This is a genomic window from Streptomyces sp. NPDC041068, assembly GCF_040647455.1.
Taxonomy (GTDB): Bacteria; Actinomycetota; Actinomycetes; order Streptomycetales; family Streptomycetaceae; genus Streptomyces.
Map to the genome: position 1 here is coordinate 422,196 of NZ_JBEZCG010000007.1, position 26,091 is coordinate 448,286.

At 71.1% G+C, this 26,091-nt stretch carries 25 protein-coding genes; 13 read left to right on the forward strand and 12 right to left on the reverse strand.

Annotated features, from left to right (window positions below; translation table 11 throughout):
- Window positions 1-69: 69 nt before the first annotated feature.
- Genes AB0B50_RS19135 through AB0B50_RS19155 form a run of 5 tightly spaced genes read right to left on the reverse strand, consistent with a single transcriptional unit; the run spans window position 70 to window position 4,088 of the window.
- The gene (locus AB0B50_RS19135) at window positions 70-654 is read right to left on the reverse strand and encodes an NADH-quinone oxidoreductase subunit I (protein WP_362332703.1); all 585 of its coding nucleotides are present in this window, start codon (window positions 652-654) and stop codon (window positions 70-72) included.
- 2 nt (window positions 655-656) lie between these two features.
- Window positions 657-1,625, reverse strand: coding sequence for a complex I subunit 1 family protein (locus tag AB0B50_RS19140; protein WP_362332706.1), 969 nt, complete (start codon window positions 1,623-1,625; stop codon window positions 657-659).
- On the reverse strand, window positions 1,622-2,977 hold the full coding sequence (locus AB0B50_RS19145; protein ID WP_362332709.1) for an NADH-quinone oxidoreductase subunit C: 1,356 nt from the start codon (window positions 2,975-2,977) through the stop codon (window positions 1,622-1,624). Before AB0B50_RS19145 ends, AB0B50_RS19140 begins: the two co-directional genes overlap by 4 nt.
- Window positions 2,974-3,702, reverse strand: a complete 729-nt coding sequence (nuoB, locus tag AB0B50_RS19150) for an NADH-quinone oxidoreductase subunit NuoB (RefSeq protein ID WP_362332828.1) — start codon at window positions 3,700-3,702, stop codon at window positions 2,974-2,976. Before nuoB ends, AB0B50_RS19145 begins: the two co-directional genes overlap by 4 nt.
- Window positions 3,699-4,088, reverse strand: coding sequence for an NADH-quinone oxidoreductase subunit A (locus AB0B50_RS19155; protein WP_362332712.1), 390 nt, complete (start codon window positions 4,086-4,088; stop codon window positions 3,699-3,701). Before AB0B50_RS19155 ends, nuoB begins: the two co-directional genes overlap by 4 nt.
- Window positions 4,089-4,361: 273 nt before the next feature.
- Here AB0B50_RS19155 and AB0B50_RS19160 point away from each other — a divergent pair, with 273 nt between their 5' ends.
- From AB0B50_RS19160 to AB0B50_RS19180, 5 genes are all read left to right on the forward strand, one after another.
- The gene (locus AB0B50_RS19160) at window positions 4,362-5,564 is read left to right on the forward strand and encodes a sensor domain-containing protein (RefSeq protein WP_362332715.1); all 1,203 of its coding nucleotides are present in this window, start codon (window positions 4,362-4,364) and stop codon (window positions 5,562-5,564) included.
- Between the two features lie 153 nt (window positions 5,565-5,717).
- Window positions 5,718-7,076: a sensor domain-containing protein gene (locus AB0B50_RS19165; RefSeq protein WP_362332716.1), complete on the forward strand. Its 1,359-nt coding sequence runs from the start codon at window positions 5,718-5,720 to the stop codon at window positions 7,074-7,076.
- Window positions 7,077-7,337: 261 nt separating this feature from the next.
- Window positions 7,338-7,997, forward strand: a complete 660-nt coding sequence (locus AB0B50_RS19170; RefSeq protein WP_362332717.1) for a response regulator transcription factor — start codon at window positions 7,338-7,340, stop codon at window positions 7,995-7,997.
- 386 nt (window positions 7,998-8,383) lie between these two features.
- Window positions 8,384-10,315, forward strand: a complete 1,932-nt coding sequence (locus AB0B50_RS19175; protein ID WP_362332720.1) for a 2-oxoacid:acceptor oxidoreductase subunit alpha — start codon at window positions 8,384-8,386, stop codon at window positions 10,313-10,315.
- Entirely contained in the window at window positions 10,308-11,399 is a 1,092-nt protein-coding gene (locus tag AB0B50_RS19180) for a 2-oxoacid:ferredoxin oxidoreductase subunit beta (protein WP_362332723.1), read from the forward strand. Before AB0B50_RS19175 ends, AB0B50_RS19180 begins: the two co-directional genes overlap by 8 nt.
- Before the next feature lie 100 nt (window positions 11,400-11,499).
- Here the strand turns inward: AB0B50_RS19180 and AB0B50_RS19185 are convergent, their stop codons facing one another.
- A complete protein-coding gene (locus AB0B50_RS19185) occupies window positions 11,500-11,895 on the reverse strand; it encodes a helix-turn-helix domain-containing protein (protein ID WP_362332726.1) in 396 nt (131 codons plus the stop codon).
- Between the two features lie 112 nt (window positions 11,896-12,007).
- Here AB0B50_RS19185 and AB0B50_RS19190 point away from each other — a divergent pair, with 112 nt between their 5' ends.
- Together AB0B50_RS19190 and rarD are read left to right on the forward strand one after the other, a co-directional pair.
- Window positions 12,008-12,868 carry an SDR family oxidoreductase gene (locus AB0B50_RS19190; protein ID WP_362332729.1) on the forward strand — a complete coding sequence of 287 codons (861 nt, stop codon included), beginning with the start codon at window positions 12,008-12,010 and terminating at the stop codon, window positions 12,866-12,868.
- 190 nt (window positions 12,869-13,058) lie between these two features.
- On the forward strand, window positions 13,059-13,973 hold the full coding sequence (rarD, locus tag AB0B50_RS19195; protein WP_362332831.1) for an EamA family transporter RarD: 915 nt from the start codon (window positions 13,059-13,061) through the stop codon (window positions 13,971-13,973).
- Window positions 13,974-13,989: 16 nt separating this feature from the next.
- Here the strand turns inward: rarD and AB0B50_RS19200 are convergent, their stop codons facing one another.
- Window positions 13,990-14,919 (reverse strand): NAD(P)H-binding protein, encoded by a 930-nt coding sequence (locus tag AB0B50_RS19200; protein WP_362332732.1) that lies wholly within the window; start codon window positions 14,917-14,919, stop codon window positions 13,990-13,992.
- Window positions 14,920-14,999: 80 nt separating this feature from the next.
- Between AB0B50_RS19200 and AB0B50_RS19205 the strand changes: the two genes are divergently transcribed.
- Window positions 15,000-15,869 (forward strand): AraC family transcriptional regulator, encoded by an 870-nt coding sequence (locus tag AB0B50_RS19205; protein ID WP_362332735.1) that lies wholly within the window; start codon window positions 15,000-15,002, stop codon window positions 15,867-15,869.
- Here the strand turns inward: AB0B50_RS19205 and AB0B50_RS19210 are convergent.
- On the reverse strand, window positions 15,809-17,362 hold the full coding sequence (locus tag AB0B50_RS19210; RefSeq protein ID WP_362332738.1) for an MFS transporter: 1,554 nt from the start codon (window positions 17,360-17,362) through the stop codon (window positions 15,809-15,811). The genes AB0B50_RS19205 and AB0B50_RS19210 overlap by 61 nt on opposite strands.
- 103 nt (window positions 17,363-17,465) lie before the next feature.
- On the opposite strand from AB0B50_RS19210, the gene AB0B50_RS19215 reads away from it, so the two are divergent.
- Window positions 17,466-17,969 (forward strand): helix-turn-helix domain-containing protein, encoded by a 504-nt coding sequence (locus tag AB0B50_RS19215; protein WP_362332741.1) that lies wholly within the window; start codon window positions 17,466-17,468, stop codon window positions 17,967-17,969.
- Here the strand turns inward: AB0B50_RS19215 and AB0B50_RS19220 are convergent.
- Window positions 17,870-19,009: a hypothetical protein gene (locus tag AB0B50_RS19220; protein WP_362332744.1), complete on the reverse strand. Its 1,140-nt coding sequence runs from the start codon at window positions 19,007-19,009 to the stop codon at window positions 17,870-17,872. The two genes, AB0B50_RS19215 and AB0B50_RS19220, sit on opposite strands and share 100 nt — an antisense overlap.
- 169 nt (window positions 19,010-19,178) lie before the next feature.
- Between AB0B50_RS19220 and AB0B50_RS19225 the strand changes: the two genes are divergently transcribed.
- Window positions 19,179-19,631: a VOC family protein gene (locus tag AB0B50_RS19225; protein WP_362332746.1), complete on the forward strand. Its 453-nt coding sequence runs from the start codon at window positions 19,179-19,181 to the stop codon at window positions 19,629-19,631.
- Here the strand turns inward: AB0B50_RS19225 and AB0B50_RS19230 are convergent.
- A complete protein-coding gene (locus AB0B50_RS19230; RefSeq protein WP_362332749.1) occupies window positions 19,628-20,524 on the reverse strand; it encodes an NAD(P)-binding domain-containing protein in 897 nt (298 codons plus the stop codon). The two genes, AB0B50_RS19225 and AB0B50_RS19230, sit on opposite strands and share 4 nt — an antisense overlap.
- A gap of 167 nt (window positions 20,525-20,691) precedes the next feature.
- Between AB0B50_RS19230 and AB0B50_RS19235 the strand changes: the two genes are divergently transcribed.
- From AB0B50_RS19235 to AB0B50_RS19245, 3 genes are all read left to right on the forward strand, one after another.
- The gene (locus tag AB0B50_RS19235) at window positions 20,692-22,179 is read left to right on the forward strand and encodes a hypothetical protein (RefSeq protein WP_362332752.1); all 1,488 of its coding nucleotides are present in this window, start codon (window positions 20,692-20,694) and stop codon (window positions 22,177-22,179) included.
- Window positions 22,180-22,365: 186 nt separating this feature from the next.
- Window positions 22,366-23,340: a M28 family metallopeptidase gene (locus AB0B50_RS19240; RefSeq protein WP_362332755.1), complete on the forward strand. Its 975-nt coding sequence runs from the start codon at window positions 22,366-22,368 to the stop codon at window positions 23,338-23,340.
- Window positions 23,341-23,488: 148 nt separating this feature from the next.
- Window positions 23,489-24,082 carry an NAD(P)H-dependent oxidoreductase gene (locus tag AB0B50_RS19245; protein WP_362332758.1) on the forward strand — a complete coding sequence of 198 codons (594 nt, stop codon included), beginning with the start codon at window positions 23,489-23,491 and terminating at the stop codon, window positions 24,080-24,082.
- 3 nt (window positions 24,083-24,085) lie between these two features.
- On the opposite strand, the gene AB0B50_RS19250 is transcribed toward AB0B50_RS19245, so the two are convergent.
- Both AB0B50_RS19250 and AB0B50_RS19255 read right to left on the reverse strand, forming a co-directional pair.
- On the reverse strand, window positions 24,086-24,991 hold the full coding sequence (locus tag AB0B50_RS19250; RefSeq protein ID WP_362332761.1) for an ABC transporter permease: 906 nt from the start codon (window positions 24,989-24,991) through the stop codon (window positions 24,086-24,088).
- Window positions 24,978-25,946, reverse strand: coding sequence for an ABC transporter ATP-binding protein (locus tag AB0B50_RS19255; RefSeq protein WP_362332834.1), 969 nt, complete (start codon window positions 25,944-25,946; stop codon window positions 24,978-24,980). Before AB0B50_RS19255 ends, AB0B50_RS19250 begins: the two co-directional genes overlap by 14 nt.
- Window positions 25,947-26,091 lie beyond the last annotated feature (145 nt).

Sequence of the window (26,091 nt, forward strand, 5' to 3'; positions counted from 1 at the left end):
GGAAGCTCTGGGTCTCGGCCGCCTTGGCGAGCGCCGTGGACGCCGCCTCGGTGGAGGCTGCTGCGAACGTCACGCGTTCCCCTCCGGTCCGGGCTCGGAAGCCTCTTGGGCGGCGGCCAGTTTCTCGGCGGCCTTGCGGGCGGCGGCGAGCTCCTTCGGCTCCTCGGCGCCGGGGTCCAGGGCGGGCGGGGCGGGGACCGTCCACATCCACTCGCGGAGCTTGTCGCGCTCGTGGGTGAGTTCGTGGATGTCGGTCTCGGCGTACTCGAACTCCGGGGACCAGAACAGGGCGTCGAAGGGGCAGACCTCGATGCAGATGCCGCAGTACATGCAGAGGGAGAAGTCGATGGCGAAGCGGTCGAGGACGTTGCGGCTGCGCTCGCGGCCGCCGGGGGCGGCGGGCGGGACCGTCTCCTTGTGGGAGTCGATGTAGATGCACCAGTCCGGGCACTCGCGGGCGCACAGCATGCAGACCGTGCAGTTCTCCTCGAACAGGCCGATGACGCCGCGGGTGCGGGGCGGCAGTTCGGGCTGGTGCTCCGGGTACTGCTCGGTGACGGACTTCCTCGTCATCGTGCGGAGGGTGACGGCGAGGCCCTTGGCCAGGCCGGATCCGGGGATGCGGGACCGGGTGGGCGGGAGAGAGGGTGCCATGGTTAGGAGATCGCCACCTTCACGATTCCGGTGAGCGCGATCTGCGCGAGGGCGAGCGGGACGAGGAGGGTCCAGGAGAACTTCTGGAGCTGGTCCTCGCGGAGACGGGGGTAGGACACGCGCAGCCAGATGACCACGAAGGCGAGGACGGCCGTCTTCAGCAGGGTCCAGACCCAGCCGAGGCCGTCGGCGCCCCAGGGGCCGTGCCAGCCGCCGAGGAACAGAACGGTGGTCAGGCCGCACAGGACGACGATTCCGGCGTACTCGGCGAGGAGGAAGAGGGCGAAGCGCAGGCCCGTGTACTCGGTGTAGGCGCCGAAGATGATCTCGGAGTCGGCGACCGGCATGTCGAAGGGCGGGCGCTGGAGTTCGGCGAGGCCCGCGACGAAGAAGACGAGCGCGCCGACGATCTGCCAGGGCAGCCACCACCACTCGAAGGCGTCGACGATGCCGGGCAGGGAGACCGTTCCTGCGGCCATCGCGACCGAGGCGGCGGCGAGCAGCATCGGGAGTTCGTAGGCGAGGAGCTGGGCGGCGGTGCGGAGGCCGCCGAGGAGGGAGAACTTGTTGGCGCTGGCCCAGCCGGCCATGAGCGAGCCGAGGACGCCGACGCCCATCACCGCGAGCACGAAGAAGATGCCCGCGTCGACGACCTCGCCGACCGCGCCCTCGCCGGGGCCGATGGGGATCGCCACGAGTACGAGGAGGTAGGGCAGGAGGGCGATCGCGGGGGCCAGTTGGAAGACCCGGCGGTCGGCCTCGGCCGGGACGACGTCTTCCTTCTGGGCGAACTTGACGCCGTCGGCGACAAGTTGGGCCCAGCCGTGGAAGCCGCCTGCGTACATGGGGCCGAGGCGGCCCTGCATGTGGGCCATCACCTTGTGCTCGGTCTGGCCGATGACGAGGGGGAACACCAGGAACACCGCGAAGACGATGACGAGGCGCAGGGCGACGTCGAGGGCGTCGTTCACTCGGTGCCTCCGGGGCGCTCGTCGGTCTTGGGCTCGGTCTTGGGCTCAGTCTCGGGCTCGGGTGTGGGTGTGGGCTCGGGCTTGGCCTCCGCCACGGGCTCGGGCTTGAGCTCGGCCTCAGGCTCGGGCTTCGGCTCCGCCGCAGGCTTGGGTGCGGGCTCAGGCTTGAGCTCGGCCTCAGGCTCGGGCTTCGGCTTGGGTGCGGGCTCGGGCTTCGGCTTGGGGGCCGGGGGCTTGGCTGGGGCCGGTTGTTCGGTCGGTGTGGGCTTGTCCGGGGTGTCGAAGGCCGGGCGGGCGTGGTGCCACGGGGCGTCGCAGGCGCGTGGTGCCGAGGGCTGCGCGGGCTCCGGCTTCGCCTCAGGGGTGGCCGCCGGGGTCGCTTCCGGCTTCGCCTCAGGGGTGGCCGCCGGGGTCGCTTCCGGCTTCGGCTCCGCTGTGGGGTCCGGAGTTGCTTTCCGCTTCGGCTCCGGGGCCGAGGCCGGCGTCGCCGCCCTCTGCGATGCCGAGCCCTGGCTCACGCTGCGCGAGCGCCTCGGGGGGCGGGCCGCCGGGGTCTCCGCCTGCTCCGTGATGGGCTGCGCCTCGGCGGTGGGCTGTGCCTCGGCGGGAGCCTGGCTCGCCGAGCCCTGGCTTGCCGAACGGGTTCTGCGGGGCGGGCGTTCGCCGCCCGCAGCGCCCGTCGCACGGCCCGCCGCACCGGCACCGGCACTCGCCGCACGGCCCGCGGCACCCGCACCCGCACCCGCCGCACGGCCCGCCCCGCGTGCCGGACGTGCCGGGGCCGCCGGGAGTTGGCCCTTCAGTGGGCCCCATTCGTTCGGGTCGGGGACGCCGGGCGGGAGCATCTGACGGCGCTTGGGGCCGCCGTGCTCCGACTCGCCCGGCTCCTTGGCGCCCGGCCAGGCCTTCGCGACGCGGGCGGCGAGTACGAAGTCCTTGCGCAGGGGGTGGCCTTCGAAGCTCTCGGGCAGGAGCAGCGGGGTCAGACCGGGGTGGCCCTCGAACGTCACGCCGAACATCTCGTGCGTCTCGCGTTCGTGCCAGGCAGCGCCCGCGTAGACGTCGACCGCGGAGGCGAGCACCGGGGCGTCGTGCGGGACCGTCGTACGCAGAAGGAGACGGCGTACCGGGGCGAGGGCGACGACATGGGCGGCGACGCGGAAGCCCGTGCCCGGTTCGTCGACCGCGCTCAGCCAGTCGAAGTAGGTGCAGGAGAGCGTGGTGCGGGCGGTCTCCAGGGCCGTGGTCCAGGAGGCCGCGGGGACGTCGACCGTCAGGACGTCGTACGACTCCTCGGCCGTGGCCTCTTCACCGAAGAGCTCCTCGACGGGGCTCGGCAGCCAGCCGGTCATGCCGTGGCCTCCCCCGAAGCAGAGGCCGAAGCAGAGGCCGAACCCGAGATCGAGCCCGAACCCGAAGCCGAACCTGCAGCAGAGCCCGTTGCCGAAGCCGCCCCCGGCACCGGCGGCTGCACCAAGCCGCTCCGCAGCGCGGCCGTCGAAGGCCGTGCGCCGTTTCCGTTGCCGTACCGCTCCCCCAGCGACTCCCGCGCGATCTTCTCCTGGAGCTTGAGGATGCCCTGGAGCAGCGCCTCGGGGCGGGGCGGACAGCCGGGGACGTACACGTCGACGGGGATGATCTGGTCGACGCCCTTGGTGACGGAGTACGAGTCCCAGTAGGGGCCACCGCAGTTGGAGCAGGCGCCGAAGGAGATGACGTACTTCGGCTCGGGCATCTGCTCGTACAGGCGCTTGACGGCCGGGGCCATCTTGTCGGTGACGGTGCCGGAGACGACCATCAGGTCGGCCTGGCGGGGGCCCGGCGCGAAGGGGATGACGCCGAGTCGGATGAAGTCGTGGCGGGCCATCGACGCGGCGATGAACTCGATGGCGCAACAGGCGAGGCCGAAGTTGAAGACCCAGAGCGAGTAGCGGCGGCCCCAGTTGAGGACCACCTTCATCGGCTCGGGGGCGAGCCGGGCGAGCACGCCCAGCTTCTTCGGCTCGGGGAGCAGAACGGGCTCGGGCCGAACGGGCTCGGGCCGAACGGGCTCGGGCAGAACGGGCTCAGGGGTCACGTCCACGTCAGGACGCCCTTCTTGTATGCGTACAGCAGGCCAACGGCGAGGAAGCCGAGGAAGATGAACATCTCCACGAGCGTCGTCGCGCCGTAGCCGGACGCGGCGAAGACCGTCGCCCAGGGGAAGAGGAAGATCGAGTCGACGGCAAAGATCACGTAGAGGAACGCGTAGACGTAGTAGCGGACCTGGGTGTGGGCCCAGCCGTCGCCGACGGGGTCGACACCGCACTCGTACGTCAGGAGTTTCTCCGGGGTCGGCACCACAGGGCGCAGCAGCCGTCCCGCGCCGAAGGCGACGGCGACGAACAGCACGCCCACGACGGCGAGCAGCCCGACGACGGAGTACGACTGGTAGTAGCTCGCCGCGACGCTCGTCACGTGCACGTCAGCCCCTCACTCACGTCAGCCCCTCACTCACGTCGGCCTTCACTCCTGACCGTCCTCGTTGTCGACCTGTTCGACGATCTGTACGCACGGGAGTCTAGGGCCTGCTAAAGCCCCGGTAAGCAGAGCGTCACGCATCCGTCAGGGCACAAGGTCATGGTTCGGTCAGAGCAGAACGTCCCGTCGGACCCCGCCGGGGGTGGGGTTATCCCCCCTCCGTCCCGGCAGCCGCCCTCATGGCGTCACGGCGGTGGGGCGGGCACCCTTGCGCGTATGACCGCAAGCACCACGTCCCCGCACGACGACCGCCCCGCGCCCGCGTTCTTCGCGTACAACGGGAGCACCTGGAAGGAGGTCGCCCACCTCCTGGTGAACCTCCCGATCGGCATCGTCGGCTTCGTCTACGCGGTGACCTCGCTGGCCCTGGGCGTCGGCCTGACGGTGACGATCGTCGGTCTGCCGCTGCTGGCGGTGGCGCTGCTCGGCGCGCGCCTGCTGGGCCGGTTCGAGCGGGCGCGGGCCAGGAAGCTGCTCGGCGTGCGGGTGGACGAGCCGAGCCGGATGCCGGGGTTCGGCGGGCACGGCTTCCTCGGCCGGCTGTGGTCCAGCCTGAAGGACCCGGTGGGCTGGCGGACCATGCTGTACGCGTTCATCCGGCTGCCCTGGGCCGTGCTCACCTTCGGGGTGACCCTGGTGGGCCTCGTCGTGCTCTGGCCGGTGCTGCCCTTCATCGCGCGCGGCCTCACCAACGTCGACCGGGCGATGGTGCGCGGACTGCTCTGCCCCTCCGGCGAGTTGGAGCGGCGCATCGCCGAACTGGAGTCCGACCGGGGCGTGGTCGTGGACACCGCCGCCGCCGACCTGCGCCGCATCGAGCGCGATCTGCACGACGGCGCGCAGGCCCGCCTGGTCGCCCTCGCCATGGGGCTCGGCCTCGCCAAGGAGAAGCTCCTGGAGGACCCCGACGCCGCGGCGGCGATGGTCGACGAGGCGCACGGCGAGGTGAAGTTGGCGCTCCAGGAGCTGCGCGACCTGGCCCGCGGCATCCACCCCGCGGTCCTCACCGACCGTGGCCTGAACGCCGCGCTCTCCTCGCTGGCCGCCCGCTGCACCGTGCCGGTGAAGGTGACCGCCGATCTGCCGACGCGCCCGGCGGCCGCCATCGAGGGCATCGCGTACTTCACGGTCTCCGAGCTCCTGCAGAACATCAGCAAGCACAGCGGCGCGCGGACGGCGAGCGTCGAAGTGTGGCGGGCGGAGAACCGGCTGCTGATCCAGGTGTGGGACGACGGGCGCGGCGGGGCGAGTCTCGACGGAGGCACGGGTATGGCCGGGCTCGCGGACCGGCTCGGCGCGGTCGACGGGCTCTTTGTGATCGACTCACCGGTGGGCGGGCCCACCACCATCACGGCGGAGCTCCCGTGGCGCGAGCGCACGGGCGACACCGCCGCGCCCCGCTCCTCGCTCCGGAGGTAGGGAAAACCCCCGGTCGAAGACGCCGACCCGCTCCATGGTCCGAGGCCGCCGCCAAGGCGATTCTTGAACCACGGCAACCAGACAGCTCTCACACTGCTCGACCTGAGCAGAAGCAGCACTTGACCTGAGCAGAAGCAGAAACGGACGGCACCGATGGCCACGGAGTACGGACAGGGGTACACGCGCATGGACCGGCCGGACTTCCGGGAAAGCGACGTCGAGCGGCGGCGGCACCGACTGCCCGCGGGACTGCGCGCCCCGATCGAGGCCCGCGCCTGGAAGGAGTTCGCCTACACCCTTCTGAGCCTGCCGATCGGCATCGCGTCCTTCGTCTTCGCGGTCACGATGCTCTCGTTCGGCGTGGGTCTGCTGATCACGTTCATCGGCATCCCGGTGCTCGCGGCCGCGCTGGCCGGCTGCCGGGGCATCGGCGCCCTGGAGCGGACGCGGGCGCGGGCGCTGCTCGACCTGGACGTCGCGTCCCCCGAGCCGCTGCGCCCCAAGGACGGCGGCGCGCTCGCGCTGATCGGGGCCGTGCTCAAGAGCGGCGCGTCCTGGCGGCACGTGCTGTACTCGCTGATCCTCATGCCGTGGTCGATCTTCTCCTTCATCGTGGCCACGGTCTTCTGGTCGCTGGGCTGGATGTTCCTCACGTACCCGTTGTGGTTCTGGCTCTTCCCGATGTACGGGGGCCAGGACGGCATCCAGCTGTACAGCGACGGCAGCCACAACGTCTATCTCGACAACCCCTTCGAGATCGGCGTCACCGCGGCCGTCGGCCTGCTGATCACGCTGGCCACCCCGTGGATCCTGCGGGCCCTGACGACCGCGGACCGCGTGCTGGTGTTCGGGCTGCTCGGCCCCTCGCGGCTCGCGACCCGCGTCGTCGAGCTGGAGTCGGACCGCGGCGTGGTCGTGGACACCGCCGCCGCCGACCTGCGCCGCATCGAGCGCGATCTGCACGACGGCGCGCAGGCCCGCCTGGTCGCCCTCGCCATGGACCTGGGCCTGGCCAAGGAGAAGCTGGCCGAGGACCCGGAGGCCGCGGCGCGCATGGTCGACGAGGCGCACGGCGAGGTCAAGGTCGCCCTCCAGGAGCTGCGCGACCTGGCCCGCGGCATCCACCCCGCGGTCCTCACCGACCGGGGTCTGGACGCCGCGCTCTCCTCACTGGCCGCCCGCTGCACCGTGCCGGTCCAGGTGGAGGTGGACCTGACGAGCCGCCCGGCGGCCGCTATCGAGGGCATCGCGTACTTCACGGTCTCCGAGCTCCTGCAGAACATCAGCAAGCACAGCCGCGCGACGCAGGGCTCCGTCGACGTCTGGCGGACCGAGGACCGGCTGATGCTGCAGGTCGTCGACAACGGCACCGGCGGCGCCGACGTCTCCGCGGGCTCCGGTCTCGCGGGCCTGGCCGAGCGGCTCGACGCGGTCGACGGAATTCTGGTGGTCGACTCGCCGGCGGGCGGTCCGACCACGGTCACGGCCGAGCTGCCGTGGCGGCAGGCCTGAGTCCTGGGCCTCGGGCCTGGGCCCCGCACTCAATGCCCCCGCACTGACACGCACTGCCCCCGGTTCGCCCGCCGGATCGGGGGCAGTGCGTGTCAGTGCGATGACAGAGCGGTGTCAGATGGCCGGGGCAGTCTGGCGACGAGCCGGTGGGCCGCCACGGATCGCGCGATACTGAGGTGCCGAGTGTTCGTCCGACGCGAGGGGCGTCGGAGGAGTGCGGGCCTGACAAGCGCGCCGGGGGGCCAAAAAGTGGAGGAAAAAGTGCGGGTGGTCATCGCCGAGGATTCAGTGCTGCTTCGGGAGGGACTGACCCGGCTGCTGACCGACCGCGGGCATGACGTGGTCGCCGGTGTGGGTGACGCGGACGCTCTGATCAAGACCATCACCGAGCTCGCCGCACAGGACGCCCTGCCGGACGTGGTCGTCGCCGACGTACGGATGCCTCCGACCCATACCGACGAGGGGGTGCGGGCCGCGGTCTATCTGCGCCATCAGCATCCGGGGCTCGGGGTCCTGGTCCTTTCGCAGTACGTCGAGGAGCAGTACGCCACCGAGCTGCTCGCCGGGTCGAGCCGGGGCGTGGGCTATCTGCTCAAGGACCGGGTCGCGGAGGTTCGGGAGTTCGTCGACGCGGTGGTGCGGGTGGCCGAGGGTGGCACGGCGCTCGACCCGGAGGTCGTGGCGCAGCTGCTCGGCCGCAGCCGCAAGCAGGACGTCCTCGCGGGGCTTACACCGCGCGAGCGCGAGGTACTCGGTCTGATGGCCGAAGGACGGACGAACTCGGCGATCGCCCGGCAGCTCGTGGTGAGCGACGGCGCCGTCGAGAAGCACGTGAGCAACATCTTCCTGAAGCTCGGCCTGTCCCAGAGTGACGGGGATCACCGGCGGGTGCTCGCCGTCCTCACCTACCTCAACTCATGACGAACTGACACCCTGTCAGATATCACGGGGACCGGGAACCGGATATCGCGGGGACCGGGAACCGGATGTCGCGGGGACCGGGAACCGGATGTCACGGGGCCGACAACCACACACAGCCACAGCCGTATCAGCCACAGTTCAGCGCCACAGTCAGGCACAGACAGCCAGAGTGAAGTCCTAGAACCAAAGGATGACCGGGGAGCGTCATCCATGAAGGGGCGGGGGGCGAGGCAAACCATGGCAAATCAGGGCATCAAGGCGTCTCAAAAGGACGTCCAGAATGCGAGCTACCCCGGGAGGGCGACCCTTGCGGACGTAGGGTGGGCCCTGGGAACGCCGGTCGTCCCGGCGTCTCCGCTCAGTCGCCTCGAGGGAGGTCCAGTTCAGTGACCAGCCAGGTCAGTAGCCAAGCCGAGCAGGCCGACGGAGCAGTCGTCGGAGAGCAACGCAAGCCTGCGGGTGACAAAGATGTGCGCCGCTTGGACCGGGTGATCATCCGTTTCGCGGGTGACTCCGGTGACGGCATGCAGCTCACGGGCGACCGGTTCACTTCGGAGACGGCGTCCTTCGGCAACGACCTGTCGACGCTGCCGAACTTCCCCGCCGAGATCCGGGCACCGGCCGGAACGCTGCCGGGCGTCTCCTCCTTCCAGCTGCATTTCGCCGATCACGACATCCTCACTCCGGGTGACGCGCCGAACGTCCTGGTGGCGATGAACCCGGCGGCCCTGAAGGCGAACATCGCCGACGTGCCGCGCGGCGCGGAGATCATCGTCAACACCGACGAGTTCTCCAAGCGGGCGATGCAGAAGGTGGGTTACGACGAATCCCCGCTGGAGGACGGCTCCCTCGACGGCTACAGCGTGCACCCCGTGCCGCTGACCACGCTGACGGTGGAGGCCCTCAAGGAGTTCGACCTCTCGCGCAAGGACGCGGGTCGGTCCAAGAACATGTTCGCGCTCGGCCTGTTGTCGTGGATGTACCACCGGCCGACCGAGGGAACCGAGCGGTTCCTGCGGACCAAGTTCGCCAAGAAGCCGGAGATCGCCGAGGCCAACATCGCGGCGTTCCAGGCGGGTTGGAACTTCGGCGAGACCACCGAGGACTTCGCCGTCTCGTACGAAGTCGCCCCGGCCGCACAGGCGTTCCCGACCGGCACCTACCGCAACATCTCAGGGAACCTCGCCCTGTCCTACGGACTGATCGCGGCAGGCCGACAGGCGGATCTGCCGCTGTATCTGGGCAGTTATCCGATCACCCCGGCCTCCGACATCCTGCACGAGTTGTCGAAGCACAAGAACTTCGGGGTGCGCACCTTCCAGGCCGAGGACGAGATCGCGGGCATCGGCGCGGCCCTGGGCGCGGCCTTCGGCGGCTCCCTCGCCGTGACGACGACCTCCGGCCCCGGCGTGGCGCTCAAGTCGGAGACCATCGGCCTCGCGGTCAGCCTCGAACTGCCGCTGCTGATCGTCGACATCCAGCGCGGCGGCCCCTCGACGGGCCTGCCGACCAAGACCGAGCAGGCGGACCTGCTCCAGGCGATGTACGGCCGCAACGGCGAGGCACCGGTGCCGATCGTGGCGCCGAAGACGCCCGCGGACTGCTTCGACGCGGCCCTGGAGGCGGCCCGCATCGCGGTCACGTACCGCACGCCGGTCTTCCTCCTGAGCGACGGCTACCTGGCCAACGGCTCCGAGCCCTGGCGGATCCCCGAGGTGGACGAACTGCCCGACCTGCGCGTGCAGTTCGCGTCCGGGCCCAACCACACCGACGTCGACGGCACCGAGGTCTTCTGGCCGTACAAGCGCGACCCGCAGACGCTCGCCCGCCCCTGGGCCATCCCCGGCACGCCGGGCCTGGAGCACCGCATCGGCGGCATCGAGAAGCAGGACGGCACGGGCAACATCTCCTACGACCCGGCCAACCACGACTTCATGGTCCGCACCCGCCAGGCCAAGGTCGACGGCATCGACGTGCCCGACCTCGTGGTCGACGACGCCGCCGGCGACGCCAAGACCCTTGTCCTCGGCTGGGGTTCGACGTACGGGCCGATCACCGCGGCCGTGCGCCGGCTGCGCGCGGCGGGCGTGCCCATCGCCCAGGCCCATCTGCGCCACCTCAACCCCTTCCCGCGGAATCTGGGCGAGGCCCTCAAGCGTTACGACAAGGTGGTGATCCCCGAGATGAACCTCGGTCAGCTCGCCACGCTGATCCGCGCGAAGTATCTGGTGGACGCGGTCTCGTACAACCAGGTCAACGGAATGCCGTTCAAGGCCGAGCAGCTCGCCACGGCTCTCAAGGAGGCCATCGATGGCTGACACGAAGACGGCCGAGTCGGAGGGGACCGGGAGCACGATCGAAGCGCTTTCCCTGGTGCCCAAGGCCGAGGCCAAGCAGTCCATGAAGGACTTCAAGTCCGACCAGGAGGTGCGCTGGTGCCCCGGCTGCGGTGACTACGCCGTGCTGGCCGCGGTGCAGGGCTTCATGCCGGAGCTGGGCCTGGCGAAGGAGAACATCGTCTTCGTCTCCGGCATCGGCTGCTCCTCGCGCTTCCCGTACTACATGAACACGTACGGGATGCACTCCATCCACGGCCGCGCCCCGGCCATCGCCACCGGACTCGCCTCCTCCAGGCGGGACTTGAGCGTGTGGGTGGTGACCGGTGACGGCGACGCGCTCTCCATCGGCGGCAACCACCTCATCCACGCCCTGCGCCGCAACGTGAACCTGAAGATCCTGCTGTTCAACAACCGGATCTACGGCCTCACCAAGGGTCAGTACAGCCCCACTTCGGAAGTCGGCAAGATCACCAAGTCGACGCCGATGGGCTCCCTGGACGCGCCCTTCAACCCGGTCTCGCTCGCGATCGGCGCCGAGGCGTCCTTCGTGGCACGGACGGTCGACTCCGATCGCAAGCACCTCACACAGGTGCTCCGCGAGGCAGCCGAGCACCCCGGCACCGCGCTGGTGGAGATCTACCAGAACTGCAACATCTTCAACGACGGCGCCTTCGAGGTCCTCAAGGACAAGCAGCAGGCCGAGGAGGCGGTGATCCGCCTGGAGCACGGGCAGCCGATCCGCTTCGGCACCGATCTGTCGAAGGGTGTCGTGCGCGACGCGGCCACCGGTGACCTCAAGGTCGTCGCGGTCACGCCGGAGAACGAGTCCGACATCCTGGTCCACGACGCGCACTCCACGTCGCCGACCACGGCCTTCGCGCTCTCGCGCCTCGCCGACCCGGACACCCTGCACCACACCCCGATCGGCGTCTTCCGCGACGTCGACCGCCCGGTGTACGACACGCTCATGGCCGACCAGCTCGACACCGCCATCGAGCAGAACGGCAAGGGCGACCTGGCCGCGCTGCTGGCCGGCGGCGACACGTGGACGGTGGTCGGCTAGGCACGTCGCAGGGCACGTCGGACGCCGACTGCGGGTTCGTCGTGGCTGGTCGCGCAGTTCCCCGCGCCCCTTCGGGGCGCATGGCCCGGTCCTGACTCCTTCAGGACCGGGCCTTGTCGTATGCCTGACGCGCCTTCTGTACGTCGTCCATGCGCCGTTCGGTCCAGGTCGCGAGGGTTCTGACCTGTACGGCGGCCTCGCGGCCGAGGTCGGTGAGGGAGTAGTCGACGCGGGGCGGGATGACCGGCTTGGCGTCGCGGTGCACCAGGCCGTCGCGCTCCAGGGTCTGCAGGGTCTGCGTCAGCGACTTCTCGCTGACGCGGCTGGTCTCGCTGATAGCGCGGCGCAGCTCGCTGAAGCGGTACGAGCGCTCTTCCAGCGCAATCAGGACGAGGACGCCCCAGCGGCTGGTGACGTGCTCCAGGACCAGGCGGTAGGGGCACATCGCCTCGGCGCCCGGCTTCGGGTTACTCGACTTTGGGTCACTTACGGCCATGCAAGTACCTTACTTCAAGGTGGGTACTTACGAATAGTTAGCGCCCCGGCTAGGGTGGGTGGCAGACCACACCGAAGCGGATCGAAGCGCTACTCACCAGGAGATTTCAGACATGAGCATCGTCGTCACCGGAGCCACCGGGCACCTCGGCCGTCTCGTCGTCGAAGGGCTGCTCTCCGCCGGGGTCCCCGCCGGGGAGATCGCGGCCGTCGTCCGGAACAAGGAGAAGGCCGCCGACCTCGCCGAGCGCGGCGTCGAGCTGCGGGTCGCCGACTACAGCGCCCCCGAGACCCTGCGCGGCGTCTTCGCCGCGGGCGACCGCGTGCTGCTGATCTCCGGCAGCGAGGTCGGACAGCGGGTGCCGCAGCACCGCGCGGTCGTCGACGCCGCGCGCGAGGCGGGCGTCGCGCTGCTCGCGTACACGGGCATCCTCGGCGGTCCCGACGCCGACTTCGACCTGGCGGCCGAGCACAAGGCGACCGAGCGGCTGATCCTCGACTCGGGGCTGCCGTACACGTTCCTGCGCAACGGCTGGTACCACGAGAACTACACCGAGCACCTCGCCCCCGTCCTGGAGCACGGCGCCGTCGTCGGCTCGGCGGGCGAGGGCCGGATCGCCTCCGCGTCGCGCGCCGACTACGCCGCGGCCGCCGTCGCCGTGCTGACCGGCGAGGGTCACGAGGGCAAGGCGTACGAGCTGAGCGGCGACGTCGCCTGGAGCCTCGCCGAGTACGCCGCCGAGGTGGCCGCGCAGAGCGGCAAGAACATCTCGTACGCGGACGTCCCCGCCGAGCGGCACCTCGCGGTGCTGACCGGGGCGGGAGTTCCCGAGGCCATGGCCTCGATCCTTGTCGATGTCGACGCGGCGGTGGCTCGGGGGCGCCTTGCCGGGACGAGCGGGGATCTGGCACGGCTGATCGGGCGCCCGACCACGCCGCTCGCCGACGCCGTGGCGGTGGCGCTCAAGGGGTGACCGCCGCCTTCCTCGGATGTCATGAGCGTCTCTCTTTTTTGGGCATGACATCCGGGGGTGCTCGGCACTACCTTCTGGAGTGCAGCGTGGGGCTACCGTGCACGAAGGAGATGCCGTGGACAGCGGAGCAGCCGGGCAGTCGAGGGGCGAGCAGCGGATAGGACTGCTGAACGGCTTCGCGGCCTACGGGATGTGGGGCCTCGTCCCCCTCTTCTGGCCGCTCCTCAAACCGGCCGGTGCCGCCGAGATCCTCGCCCACCGGATGGCCTGGTCGCTCGTCGTGGTCGGCATCGCGATGCTCTTCGTACGACGCTGGGGCTGGGCACGTGAACTGCTGCGCCAGCCACGCAGGTTGGGCCTGGTGGCGCTCGCCGCGGCGGTCATCACCGTCAACTGGGGCGTCTACATCTGGTCCGTGAACTCCGGCCACGTCGTCGAGGCCTCCCTCGGCTACTTCATCAACCCGCTGGTCACCATCGCCATGGGCGTCCTGCTGCTCGGCGAGCGGCTGCGGCCCGTGCAGTGGGCGGCGGTCGGCGTCGGCCTCGCCGCGGTGCTCGTGCTCGCCTTCGGGTACGGCAGGCCGCCGTGGATCTCGCTCGTCCTGGCCTTCTCCTTCGCGACGTACGGCCTGGTCAAGAAGAAGGTCAACCTCGGCGGCCTGGAGTCGCTGGCCGCCGAGACCGCCGTGCAGTTCCTGCCCGCCTTCGGCTATCTGGTGTGGCTCGCCACGCAAGGCGACCTCGTGTTCGGCACGGAGGGCGCCGGGCACGCGGCGCTGCTCGCGGCCACCGGTGTGGTGACAGCGGCGCCCCTGGTCTGCTTCGGGGCCGCGGCGATCCGGGTGCCGCTCTCCACCCTGGGGCTGCTGCAGTACCTCGCGCCCGTCTTCCAGTTCCTGATCGGGATCCTGTACTTCCACGAGGCGATGCCGGCCGAGCGGTGGGCGGGCTTCGGGCTCGTGTGGCTGGCGCTTTCGCTGCTCACATGGGACGCACTGCGTACGGCGCGGCGGAACGCGGTGCGTATGGCTGCCGCCAGGGAGGCGGCCGCCGGGGCCTCGGCCGCAGCCCCCGCCAGCGGGGAGCGGGAGCCGGTCGTCTGAGCGTCTGCTGCTGCCGTCAGGACCAGGCGCCTGCCTCGGCCCGCGACTTCACGTACTCCGAGAAGTCCCGCGGTTCGCGGCCGAGGACGTCCCTGACGTCCGTCGTGAGCGCCGCGTTGTGGCCCTCGGCGAGCCAGGCGAGGGTGTCGGCGAGCGGGCGGGCCACCTCTTCGGGGACGCCGTCCGCGGTCAGTTCGGCCACGTACTGGTCCGGCGTGACGGCCTCGAAGCGTATCGGCCGCCCGGACGCCTCGGAGATCTCGGCGACCGCCTGGCCGAAGGTGAAGGCACGGGGGCCCGTGAGCTCGTACGTACGGTGGGTGTGCCCCTCCTCGGTGAGCAGTACGGTCACCACGTCCGCGATGTCCTCCACGTCGATGAACGGCTCCAGGACGTCGCCGACGGGCAGGGCGAGGCGTCCGGCGAGCAGGGGCGCGTGGAAGAGGTCCTCGTCGAAGTTCTGCGAGAAGTTGTTGGGGCGGACGACCGTCCAGTCGACGCCCGCCTCGCGCACCGCGTGCTCGGCCTCCGCCATGCCCGGCTCGAAGGAGTCGCCGTACGTCTCGACGCCCCGGCCCGACAGGACCACGAAACGGCGTACGCCCGCGTCCTTGGCCTGCGTGACGAAGTCGGCGACCAGCCCCGCTTCGCTCGGGGCGACCAGGTAGAGGGCCCGCACGCCGTCCAGCACGGGTGCCCAGGTGGCGCGGTCGGTCCAGTCGAAGGGGGTCTCGGCGCTGCGGGACGCGGCCCGCACGGGGTGCCCCGCGGCGCGGAGCCGCGTCACCACGCGGCGGCCGGTCTTGCCGGTGGCACCGAGGACGAGGACGGGGGACGCGGTGCTGTGCTGTGCGCTCGTGTTGTTCGGCTCGTCTGCGTTCGGCTTATCGGCGTTCGTGTTGTCTGCGTCCGTCTTGTCGGCGTTCGGCAGGTCTCTGTTCGTCATGGGTCCAGCCAACTGCCCCTGAGCCGCCGGAGACATGGGCGTCCGTCTCGGGCGGATGGGTGTCCGTCTACCGTGGAGAGATGGACGCTCTGGGAGATCTGCTGCGAGGGGTGCGCGCGGACGGCGCGCTGTTCAACCGTGCCGTCCTCGCAGGCCCTTGGGAGATGTCGTGCACGGAGGGCGCGGCGCTCGAACTGATCGCCGTGGTGCGCGGCGAGGCAAGGATCACCGCAGTTCCCGGTGAACCGCGGATCCTGCACGAGGGCGGCGCCGCGGTCGTCTGCACCAACGCGCCGTTCGCCCTGAGTGCCACGGAGCCGGGCGCCCCCGAGTGCGAACTGATCACCGGCGCCTACCAGTTGGACAGCTCGGTCGGCCGGCGGCTGATCAGTACGCTGCCCCCGGTGCTCGTCGTGCCGGCCGGCGAGGAGTGCCTGCCCATCGTGGAGCTGATCGCCGCCGAGGTGGCCGCGGACCGGCCGGGGCGGCAGTACGTGATGGACCGGATGCTCGACTGGATGCTGGCCTGCACCCTGCGCGAGTGGTTCGACCTGCCCGACGCCTGCCCGCCCGCGTGGTACCGCGCGCTCGGCGACGACGTGGTCGGCCCCGCCCTGCGCGCGATGCACACCGAGCCCGCGAGGCCCTGGACGGTGGCGGCGCTCGCCGCGCGCGCCCAGGTCTCGCGCGCGGCCTTCGCCAGGAGCTTCAGCGAGCTGGTCGGCAAGCCCCCGATGGCGTACCTCACCGAGTGGCGGATGACGCTCGCCGCCGAGCTGCTCGCCGAGCCCGGCGCGACGGTGGCCTCGGTGGCGGGGCAGGTCGGGTACGCCGACGGGTTCGGCTTCAGCGACGCCTTCAAGCGGATCCGGGGCATCGCGCCGAGCGGTTACCGGGCCTCGCTGGCTGCGGGGCGGGCGTCGTCCGGCGCCTTGAGGACCGCGGTCTGAGCGCTGCCCGTGACGACGGGGCGGGCGGCGCGCCCGCCGTCCCTGCCGATGCCGCCCCTGCTCACCTTGCGCACGCCGACCGCCGCGACGACCGCGCCGAGGGCCGCCATGGCCACCGGCACGAGCAGCGCCCACCGGGACGCCGACAGGTCCGCCGCAGCATCCGAACCGCCCCTGGGTGATCCGGCCGCCATCAGGCCGTGCACGGCCGTCACCGCGGAGATGCCTATCGCGGCGCCGAACTGGGTGGCGGTCTGCAGCAGTCCGCTCGCCAGGCCCTGCTCCCGCTCGGCCACGCCGTCCGTCGCCGCGATCATCTGCGGGCCCAGCGTGAGCGCGAAGCCGGTGCCCGCGAGGAGCAGGGTCGGGAACATCGCCAGGTACGGCCAGTCCATGCCGACCGGCAGGAAGAGCGCGTACCCCGTGACGGCCATCAGGAAGCCGCCGAGGATCACGCGCGCGTTCCCGAACCGTCGGACCAGGCGCGGGGTGAGCGTCGGCGAGAGGATCACGTCGCAGCCGAGCACGATCATCGCGACGGCGGTCTGCCAGGACGACCAGCCGCGCAGCTCCTGGAGGTAGATCGTCAGGACGAACTGGAAGCCCATGAAGGCCCCGAGGTAGAGCAGCGCACCGAGCCCGGCCCGCACCACGGACCCCGTACGGAAGATCCCGAGCCGCACCAACGGCTGCGCCGCGCGCCGCTCGATGCCCACGAAGGCGAACAGGAGCAGCAGTCCCGAGACCGCCGCGCCGACCGTGAACGGCCAGTCCGCGAAGCCGTGTTCGAGCCGTACGATCGCGAAGGCGAGCAGCAGCATGGCCCCGGCCGCGGCGGTCGCGCCCGGCAGGTCGAACCCTCTGACGGCGCTCCGCGTGCGCATCGCACCGTCCATGGCCCCGCCCTTGCCCCGCGACTCCTTCGGGATGAGCCGCGGCTCCTTCGGGATGAGCCGGAGCGCCCCCGCGAGGACCACCGCGGCGAAGATCACCGGCGTGAAGAACACCCACTGCCAGCCGAATTCGGTGAGCAGTCCGCCGACGGCGAGCCCCAGCGAGAAGCCGCCGGCGGACGTCCCCGCGAAGATCAGCAGCGCCCTGTTCCGCTCGGGCCCCTCCGCGTAGGAGGTGGTGATGATCGACATCGCCGCGGGCGTCATGAACGCGGCGGCAACGCCTGTCACGAACCGCGCCACGACCAGCATCCAGCCCTCGGCCGCGAATCCGCCGAGCCCGGAGAAGACCATGAAGATCCCCAGCCAGAACAGGAACATCCGCCGCCTGCCGAGCAGGTCGGCCGCCCGTCCGCCGAGCAGCGTGAAGCCCGCGTACCCGAGGACGTAGGCACTGATGACCCAGGCCGCCGTGCCGGTCGACAGGCCCAGGTCGGACCTGATCGCGGGGATCGCTATCGCGAGCATGGCGATGTCGATGCCCTCCAGGAAGATCGTGCCGCAGAGGACGAGCAGCAGCGCCCAGGCACGTGCACCCATGACAGAACTCCTTTGTGGGCACGGGAAGTTGAACGGACGGTTACGCGAATGAGGGTCGGTTCCCTCTTGTAACCACTGGAATGCTGCGGCAGCATCGGGAGTCATGGAAGAAGGCACTTCAAAGTCACCGAGTAACTACGAAGGCACCGTGGACTACGGCGAGGCCGATCCCTTCCAGTGGGACACCCGCGAGGACTGCCAGGTGCGCCAGATCCTCGACCGCGTGGCCGACAAGTGGTCACTCCTCGTCATCGCGCTTCTGGAGCGCCGCCGTCTGCGCTTCACCGAGCTGCGACGCGAGATCGACGGGATCAGCCAGCGCATGCTGACGGTCACGCTGCGACAGTTGGAGCGGGACGGCCTGGTCAAGCGCACCGTGCACCCCGTGGTGCCGCCCCGGGTCGAGTACGAGCTCACGCCGCTCGGCGGCACCCTGCACCACACCATCCAGGCCCTGGTGTCCTGGACCGAGGAGCACCAGAGCGAGATCGCCGCGGCCCGCGCCGACTACGACGCACGCGCCGCCGAGGAGGAGGCCGCAGCGGGAGCGGGTCCCGAGCGAGCGAGCGCCGAGGGGGCGAGCGCCGCCGGAGCCGGGGCGCGCTGAGCGGCGGGGAACGCGGAGAGCACCCAGAGCAGACCCAGGTCGATGCCCAGCTCGACGACCGCCGCGAACTGGTCCATCGTGAACTTGAATATCTGGCCGACCAGGATGTCCACGAGCAGCGCCGCCCGGAAGAGACGGAAGGCCGCCGCCGGGTCGCGCCGCAGGCGTATCAGCCCGGCGATGCCCAGCGTCGCCGAGACCACCTCGGTGAGCGCGACCGCGAGGTTGGCGCCCGGCTGCGGCTCCTGTGCCAGCTGCCCGCCGAAGAGGTCGACGGACATCCAGACGGCGAACAGCAGCGCCTCGGTCAGCAGGCAGAACACGGCCAGGCCGAGCACGACCCTGGTCCGCGCGAGCCACCGCAGGGCGCGCCCCGCGCCGGACGCCCAGGTCCGCCACCAGGCGGGCTCGGCGGGCGGGCGCTCGGGGACGGCGGCGAGCAGCCGGGCCAGCGCCACGTCCACCTCGCGGTCCGAGCCCTCGACGAGCCGTATCGCAGCCTGGCGTTGTTCGGCCGTGAGGCCCGTGGTGACGCCTGCCAGGGCGAGGTCGGCGGCGTTCGCCGTGCGCTGCGTGGCGTCCAGCGCCTTCGCGTCCGCCGTGCGGCTGCGTATGCGGTGGGTGAGCAGGAGCAGCAGGGCAAAGCTCAAGTAGATGATCCCGGCCGCCGGTTGGTAGAAGTACCCCGGCTCGTCCGTGATCTGCTTGCCCACCTCGTCGATGAAGAGCCCGAAGCCGATGCCGCCGACGAAGGCGCCGACGAGGCGGGCCGCGCGGCCGAGGAAGCCGAGCGTGAGCAGGATCGCCGCCATCATCAGGAGCCCGCCCCACAGCATGTGGGCGATGTGCAGCGTGCCGCCGCCGAATCCGCCTCCGCCGAGCTTGGGATAGCCGGCCTGGGCGAGGAAGGCGCGGGTGACGAGGACCGTGGCGATCCCGGTCAGCGCGAAGACGTTGACGTGCACGGCGGCGTCCGTGGCGCGCACGAGCGAGCAGCGGACGGTGAACGCACGGCCCCGCAGGGACACTTGACGCCGCATGAGCCCTCCCCTCCCGCACAGCCCTGTCGATCTCGCCGTTCCAGATTGGCGCAAGCGACACCGCCGCGTGATCAGGGACCACCCCGACCGAACCCCGAGTCTCCCCTTAGGTGCATCCAAGCGTCGCATTAGGTGCATCCAAGCCTCGTAACCGCTATAACTGGTTACCATGACAACCCTGCATTGGAAACTCGTCGTCGACGCCGCCGACCCGCACGCCCAAGCCGCCTTCTGGGCCGAGACGTTGGGGTACGAGGTCGAGGACAACAGCGCGCTGATCGGGCGCCTCCTCGGCGTCAACGCCGTGCCCGAGGCGGCGACCGTCGAGTTCCGCGGCCGCCGTGCCTGGCGCGACCTCATCGCCGTGCGCCACCCCGACGACCCGTACGACGAGGAGAGCGGCACCGGCCTCGGGCGGCGGATCCTCTTCCAGCGCGTGCCCGAGGCCAAGACCGGCAAGAACCGCCTGCACATCGACGTGCACGCCGAACCGGGGCGTCGGGACGCGGAGTTGGCCCGCCTCGAAACGCTGGGCGCCTCGGTGGAGCGGCACGTCAAGGAGCCCGGCGGCGAGTGGGTGATCATGACGGACCCGGAGGGGAACGAGTTCTGCCTCCACTAGCCGGCGACGTGAGGCTTCCTCAGCATCTCGACCAGCGCCGAGACGCTGTGGTCACGGTGGCCCTCGTCGACCGCGCGCCGCACCAGGTCGTACATCGGCACGAGCCAGGAGGAGTCGACGCCGCCCTCCTCGGCCGCCTCCCGGTCGTAGTCGGCCGCCTCGTGGAAGACCCCGACGGTGGACGCGGGCCGGGTGTAGTCGCCGGAGTCGATCTCCGCCGCCAGGGTCGGCAGGATCGAGGCGATCATCTCCAGCCACTTGACCTCGTACCGCACCAAGGAGCTCGCCTCCAGGCCGCGCGCCTGGACGAGCGCCGCTCCCTGGAAGAAGCCGATCAGGGCGGGGAGCAGCGTGCTGCCCACCGCCATCTCGTAGAGCGCGGCGAGATCCGGGTCGGTGCCGAGGTGGACGGTGTCCCCGCCGAGCACGCGCAGCGTCTCCTCGTGCTCGTCGAACACGGCCCGGTCGCCCGCGTAGTACAGGAGCGTGTCCGGCTTGCCCACGGCACCCGGCACGTTCTTCACCGCGCCGCCGAGGAACCGCGCGCCCTGCGCGGCCGCCCAGTCGGCCGTCCCCCGGGCACCGGACGGCGTACCGGAGTTGAGCGTGACCAGGGTGCGCCCGGCCAGCTCCGCGGCGGCCGGCTCCAGGGCGGCGAGCGTCGCGTCGAACGTCGTCAGGCAGGTGATGACCAGCGGACTCGCGGCGACCGCGTCCTCGATCGTCGCCGCGTGTACGGCGCCCTTGGCGACGAGCGGCGACGCCTTCTCCGGGCTGCGGTTCCACACCGTCGTCGGATGTCCGGCGGCGAGGAACGCCTCGGCGAGGGCCGTGCCCATCAGGCCGAGCCCGATGAGCGTCACGCGCGCGTGTCTGCCGTTCTCGTCGGCCATGTCTTTCTCCCCGACCTCGTAGATGATCGCTTCGTCCGGTCTCTGGTGATCGCTTCGTCCGGTCTCTTCATGCTGGGACCGGTGCCACACACGCTCAAGTACGCACTATTAAGTGCGTACTTACCTTTTGGTCAGCTGGAAACGTCGGCAAGGAAGGCCGCCCGGCCATGTCACCGCAGTCGCGCCCGCACCGTCCCCTCCTCGCCGTCTGCGGCGCCTTCGCCCTGTTGTCGCTCGCCCTCGTCCCGCTCACGCTGCCCCTCGGCTGGGACGAGCTCGTCTACGCCAGCCGCTTCTCCCCCTACGCCCCCGCCACACCCTTCAGCGCGCCCCGCACCCGCGGCGTGCCGTTCCTGATCGCACCGGTGGCCTCGTGGAGCGATTCCGTCGTGCTGCTCAGGGTGTGGCTCACGCTGCTCGCGACCGCCGCCCTGTACCTGGGATTCCGCCCCTGGCTGTACGTCCTGCGCCGCCGCTCGGCGGCCGCCGTCGCCGCCGCCCTGTACGGCGCCCTGTGGTTCGCGCTGTTCTACGCGAGCGGCGCGATGCCCAACCACTACACCGCCATGGGTGCCGTGGGGGCGGTCGGTCTGTTCGTGCGGGCTCGGCAGTCGTCCCGTACGTATCCGGGGATCGCGGCAGGCCTGGCCCTGGCCACCCTGATGCGGCCCAACGACGGCGCCGCCGTCGCCGTCCCGCTCCTGCTCGCCGCCCTGCTGGTGCCCCTCTGGCGCGGGCGGGGCCGTTTCCTCGCCGTACTCGGCGGGCTCGCGGCGGGCGCGCTGCCCTGGGTCGTCGAGGCGTACGTCCGCTTCGACGGCGTACGCGAACGGCTGGCGCGGGCCAGCGAGGTGCAGGGGGACCTGCGCCCTCTGCTCTCCTTCGTGCACCACATCACGGTCATGGACGGTCCGTTGCTCTGCCGCCCGTGCGGCGGTGACGGCCTGCGCCCCGTGCACGCGGAGTGGTGGATCCTGCTGCCGCTACTGGTGGGGCTGGGGCTGTGGAGCGCACGCGCCAGGACCGGAGCCGCCGCCGAGGCCGGAACCGAAGCCGGAACCAAGGCCGGAACCGAAGCCGTCGGCCCCAAGGCCCCCGGCCGTGGGCCCGCCTCCGCGCCCGACGCCCTGCGCGCCTGCCTCCTTGCCCTCACCGCGGCCCTGGCCGTCGCCCTCCCCTACCTCCTCCTCGTCCCGTACGCGGCCCCCCGCTTCCTCCTCCCCACTCACGCCCTCCTCGCCCCGGCCGCGGCCCTCGGCCTGCTCGCCGTGGCCGACCGCGCCCGTGCCGTGCGATGGCCGCGGGCCGCCTTCGCCGCGCTGGTTCTCGCCCTCGTCGGCCATCTCACCCTCCAACTGCTCCTCGTCCACGGCAACGCAAGGATCCAGGCGGGCGCCCGCGGCGACTGGGCGCGGATCGCCGACGCCCTCCACGAGCACGGCATCGGCCGCGCGCCGTGCGTGCTGAGCGGCAACACCTCCGTGATCCCCATCTCGTACGCATCCGGATGCACCCCCGGCGGCCGAGGCGACGAACACCGCACCACCGTCCTGGTGTTGCGCGAGGCGGCACCCCCGCGCTGGGCCCGCGGCTGGGCGCGCCACCCCGTGCCGGACACGTACTCCCCCGGCTGGGTCATCCACGTACGCCCCTGAGATGCGCCCCGAGATGCCCCCGGAGATCCGCGAGCGGGATCCGCAGGTCACCGATATCCGGAACTGCCCGCCCGTTACGTGCTCTTGACGGCGCAACAATCTCACCAGCACCATCAGGCAACTCGGAAACCCGTACGCCCCCACGCGTACGGGTTTCGTGGAATCACGGAATCCGGAGCCCCCCACATGAAACTCTCCGTTCCCGGACGTACCGCCGCGGCCGTCGCCGTGGCCGTCGCCGGACTCCTCACCACCAGCGCGATATCCACCGCGGCGCCCGCCCCGAAGGCCGACGCACCGAAGGCCGACGCGCCGAAGGCGGCCGCCGCACCCGACATCTCCGTCGCCAACGTCAAGGCGCACCTCGCCGACCTGCAGTCCGTCGCGGACGCCAACGGCGGCAACCGCGCCCACGGAAGCGCCGGCTACAAGGCGTCCGTCGACCACCTGAAGAAGAAGCTCGACGAGGCCGGATTCACCACCTCCGTCCAGGAGTTCACGGCGGGCGGCGACACCGGCTACAACCTGATCGCCGACTGGCCCGGCGGCGACGAGAGCAAGACCGTCATGGCGGGCGCCCACCTCGACAGCGTCTCCGACGGGCCCGGCATCAACGACAACGGCTCGGGGTCCGCCGCCGTCCTGGAGACCGCGCTCACCGTGGCCCGCGAGCAGTACAAGCCCACCAAGCACCTGCGGTTCGCCTGGTGGGGCGCCGAGGAGATCGGCCTCGTCGGCTCCTCGCACTACGTCGACAGCCTGCCCGGCGGCGACAGCTCGAAGATCAGCGGGTATCTGAACTTCGACATGATCAGCTCCCCCAACGCCGGTTACTTCGTCTACGACGACGACCCCACGATCGAGAAGACCTTCAAGGACTACTACGCGGGCCTGAACATCGCCACGGAGCCGGACGACGAGGGCGACGGCCGCTCCGACCACGCGCCGTTCCAGCAGGCGGGCGTCCCGGTCGGCGGCCTGTTCACCGGCGCGGAGACCACCAAGTCGGCGGCGCAGGCGCAGAAGTGGGGCGGCACGGCGGGCGAGCCGTTCGACAAGTGCTACCACTCGTCCTGCGACGGGGCCTCGAACATCGACGAGACCGCGCTCGACCGCAACAGCGACGCGGTGGCGTACGCGGTGTGGGGGCTGTCCTCGTAACCGCTCTCCCAGCCACTGACCGAGTCCGCTGAGGGCACCCCTGGACGGCATTGCTTGCGCGTGCATATAGTGCACACGCAAGCAATCGCCGTGCGCAAGCAATGCGTGGCGCGAGCGACCCGTACGCAAGCGACCCCAGGGGGATCCCATGACCCGCAAGTTCCTCTTCGTCCTCGGCAGCGGCCGCCCCGGAGGCAACACCGAGCTCCTGGCCCGCAAGGCCGCCGAGCAACTCCCCTCGGACGTCGAGCAGCGCTGGCTGAACCTGTCGGAGCTGCCGCTGCCCGACTTCGAGGACCGGCGGCACGACGACTCCGTCCCGCGGGCCCGCACGCGCCCCACCGAGGGCAACGAGGCGCTGCTCCTGGACGCCACCCTGGAGGCCACGGACATCGTCATCGCGTCGCCGCTGTACTGGTACTCGGTGTCGGCCACCGTGAAGCGCTACCTCGACTACTGGGACGGCTGGCTGGAGACCCCCGAGATCGACTTCAAGGAGACCCTGAAGGGCCGCACCCTGTGGGGCGTCACCGCGCTCGCGCACCGCGAGGAAGAGGTGGCCGAGCCGCTGATCGGCACGCTGCGCAACTCCGCCGCCTACTTCCCGATGCGCTTCGGCGGCGTCCTGCTCGGCAACGGCACCCGGCCGGGTCACGTCCTGGAGGACGCCGACGCCCTGGCCCGCGCCAAGACGTTCTTCGCCAAGGAGCCGGAGCTCGCCCGCTACCCCTACGACAGGTGACGGCTAGGCCATGATGTCCTTCGCCCCGAACCTCGCCCACGCCGCCGAGCCGAAGACAGCCGCGTACAAGCCCTGCATCTGCAGGTTCTTGAGGATGTCGTCCCAGTAGACCGGCTCGCGCATCAGGTCGGCGAAGGACAGCCAGTAGTGCGAGAAGAAGTACGGGTGCAGGGCGTCCAGCTGCGGGATCTGGTCGAGGATCTGGACCGTGATCAGCAGGCCGACGGTGGTCGCCATCGCCGCGATGCCACTGCTGGTGAGCGTCGACACGAACAGGCCGAGCGCCGCGACGCCGACCAGTGACACGGCGACCACCAGCGCGATGAGCAGGGCCCGCAGCAGCCCGTCGCCGAAGCTCATGCGGGTGCCCGAGATCGTGGTGACCTCGCCGAGCGGAAAGAGCAGCGCGCCCGTCGCGAGCGCGGACGTGGCGACGACCAACGTCGCGACCAGGCAGAACGTCAGCGTGGTCGCGTACTTGGCGAGGAGCAGACGAGTCCGCCCCGCGGGCGCGACGAGCAGATAGCGCAGCGTGCCCGCGTTCGCCTCGCCGGCCACGGCGTCGCCCGCGACGACGCCGATCGCCATCGGCAGGAAGAACGGCAGCGTCGCGGCGAGCGCGGTGAAGACGAGGAACAGGCCGTTGTTGGTGATCTGCGCGATGAAGGCGGGCCCGCCGCCGTCGCCGCCCCCGCCGACGGTGGAGCCGTCACTGGTCTCGATCCTGACGGCGACACCGACCAGGACGGGCACGGCGGCGAGCACCCCGAGCAGCGCGATGGTCCGCCAGCGGCGGAAGGTGGTCGCGAGCTCGCTGCGGAACAGCCCGAGGGTCCAGATCCGCCGCGGCCGCCCGGGACCGGCCGCCTCGGATACGTCCGTGATCTCGGCGAACTCAGCCCGCGACATCGAAGCCCTCTCCCGTCAGTGCCACGAACGCGTCCTCCAGCGAGGCCCGTTCGAGGCCGAAGCCGCGAACGCGGACGCCCGCCTCGACCAACGCGGCGTTCAGGTCGGCCAGTTCCACGTCCTGCCCGGTCGCGTCCTGGCCCGGCGGTTCGCCGGTCACGCGGTCCTCCGTCACGACGAGATCCGCAACGCCCCGCTCCTTGAGGACGCGGGCCGCGTCGACCGTGTCCGGTGTCGTCACGACGAGCCTGCCGCGCGCGCCCGCCGCAAGCTCGGCAACCGGGGCCTGGGTGATCAGACGCCCCTGGGTCATCACGGCCGCGTGCGTACAGACCTGCTCGATCTCGTCCAGGAGGTGCGAGGAGAGGAAGACGGTCGTGCCCTCCGACGCCAACTCCCGCACCAGCGTGCGGATCTCGCGCATGCCCTGCGGGTCGAGGCCGTTCGTCGGCTCGTCGAGGACGAGGAGCCTGCGCGGCTGGAGCAGCGCGGCCGCGAGCCCGAGCCGCTGCTTCATGCCGAGGGAGTACGCCTTGGCCTTCTTGCCCGCGGCGGCCGTCAGACCCACCCGGTCCAGGGCCGCCTCCGCGCGCCTTCGGCGGGTGCGGGGATCGGCGGTCGGGTCGGCGGAGTCGTACCGGAGCAGGTTGTCGCGGCCCGACAGGAAGCCGTAGAGGGCGGGGCCCTCGATCAGGGCGCCCACGTGCGGGAGCACGGCGCGCGTGGCGCGCGGCATGGCCTGCCCGAGGACCTTGGCGCGGCCCGACGTCGGTTCGATGAGGCCCATCAGCATGCGGATGGTGGTCGTCTTGCCGGAGCCGTTCGGTCCGAGGAACCCGAAGACGCTGCCCTCGGGGACGGTGAGGTCGAGCCGGTCGACGGCGAGGTGTTTTCCGTAGCGCTTGGTGAGTCCGTGCGTCTCGATGACGCTTGGCGTCTCGTGTCGCGTTGACAGTCCCCCGGTGGTGCCCGGCACCGCTCTCCTCCCGTCGAGCCAACTACCTTCGGCATGCGCCCGGTTCGGCACCGCCGCATCGCGCCACGGGGCTGCTCGCCGTCGCGGCGGGGGGGGGGGGGGGGGGCCCGGGGTGCGCATCGGT